This window comes from Pseudomonas sp. Marseille-Q1929 (genome assembly GCF_017316265.1).
GTDB lineage: Bacteria > Pseudomonadota > Gammaproteobacteria > Pseudomonadales > Pseudomonadaceae > Aquipseudomonas.
The window spans coordinates 1-1,913 of the sequence record NZ_JAFLWU010000062.1; the positions used below are offsets into that span (position 1 = coordinate 1).

1 pseudogene is annotated in these 1,913 nt (G+C 58.2%); it reads left to right on the plus strand.

Annotated elements, in window-relative coordinates:
- Nucleotides 1-1,913 (plus strand): annotated as a pseudogene (locus tag J1G37_RS28900) (YncE family protein); the annotation flags it as partial.

The window sequence follows — 1,913 nt, forward strand, 5'->3', positions numbered from 1 at the left end:
CATGGAACATATCTCCGCCACAGGCGGCAATATCGTTTACACCGATCCGCAACTGGCAGGCCCCCCAGGCGGCCCTCGACCCATAACGCCGGACATCCTGGCGCCCTTCAACGGTAAGGGGGATACGCAGATCTATTACACGGTGAACGATGGCGCGCCAGGTTTGCACGGCGCAGGCGGCGTACTGAAAACACGCAAATCCGCGGTTCTGACCGTCCAAGTGGGGCCACGGATAGCGGATATGCCAAAACCCGAACTACAAGGTCGCATAGGCAACAACGTGAACCCCAGCCATGTGGTGGGGAACCCGTTGCTGACACTGCCTTACACCGGCACGCTGGATAGAGACAGAATCCATTGGACCATTATCGGTTCAGCCCTGGGCGGTTCCGACAGCGGTGTCATCAACATCAACCCTGCCACTGCCGGGCAAGCACTGAAGTTCAACGTGGACCGCAAGATCCTCGACCTCAACCTCAATGGCAGCCTGCGCATCCTTTACAGCCTGGAGCGTGACGGGCCACCCAAAGTCATCCTGCGCTCGGAAGTGTTGGACCTCACCGTCGGCGCTGGCGTGTTCCTGGGCCGGCCGGTGATTGTCGGCGCTTCGCTATCACCCGATGAACTCAACCCGCTCGCTGCACTGGCAGGCGCTACCGTCCTCGCCCGAATCAACCCAACGCTTGCGACGGACCGCATCTATTTCGACTGGTTCAGCGCAGATGGCATAGGCAGCACCACACTGGACGCGCCAGGCAACGCGGCCACGCATGAAACAAGTGTGACATTTTTGCCGCGCACGATCGCCAAGTGCATTCGTGAAGGCGGCAGCACGATTGACGTGCAGTACCGATTCAATCGTGGCTCGTTTCCCTATCATTCCGAGATTGTCCGTTTGCGGCTATTGCCGTTGACAGGCTTGCCAACGCCGAAAATCGACGGTATTGACGGCCCGATACTGAACCTGGGGCTCCTCGACCCGAACGCGCGCACCCGTGTATCGGCGTGGCACTTTAGGCATGAAAATCAAAGAATGTGGATGCGCTATACCGGCACCAAAGGTGGGCTCACCTGGACCGAAGATACCTACACCGCCAACCTGGTGACGGAAGACGGCGTCACCAACGGCATCCGGCCACCCACTCCTGTCGACAAGCTGAAACTGCTCGACGACGGCTCGGCACTGACCATTGAGTTCTGGGTCAGTCTGGCTGAAAGCTCGGATAAAACCACGGCGATCCTGTTTGGTGTGGCTAACCTTATTGTCCAGGCTCTGCCGAGTGTGTTGCCGCATCCGTTTATCAATGGTGCTTCGGGTACCGGGCCGAATGTAACAGTGGCCCCGCAGACCATAGAGCACAACACGACGGTGACCGTCAAATACGACGGAATGAGTGGCAAGGACCGCATCACGCTGAAGTGGATGTATGCCGATGGCACGCACTATGAAACAGCCCTCAATGGCGTCGCAGGCGGACAGGTGGTGTTTAACTTGACCAATGCCAAAGTGTTGCACCGCAGTGTGAACAGTACGGTGCAGTTGCAATACTCGGTAAAATCAGAAGGTGTGACGGACCCGATTCCATCGGAAGTTCAGACCGTCAAGGTAAGCGCCATTCCGGCCGCCAGCCTGGCAGGTCCACGGATCAACGGGTTGGCCAGTGGCTCGACGCTGGACCTGAATGCCTTTACCGGTGACGGGCAGGCGTCGTTGGCTAAATGGGCGCTGAGCAACAGTGATCAACGTGCCTGGATTACTTGCAGCAGTGCGGGCGTTACACCGCTGGACGTACTGGGTGCCGGTGGTGCATTGATTACTTCAACGGAAGCGGCGAATGGGTTGGTGAACAAGGCGGTATTGCGCAGTTGGTTGACGGCGTTGGCCAATAATGCGCAGATCACTGTGACTGCCG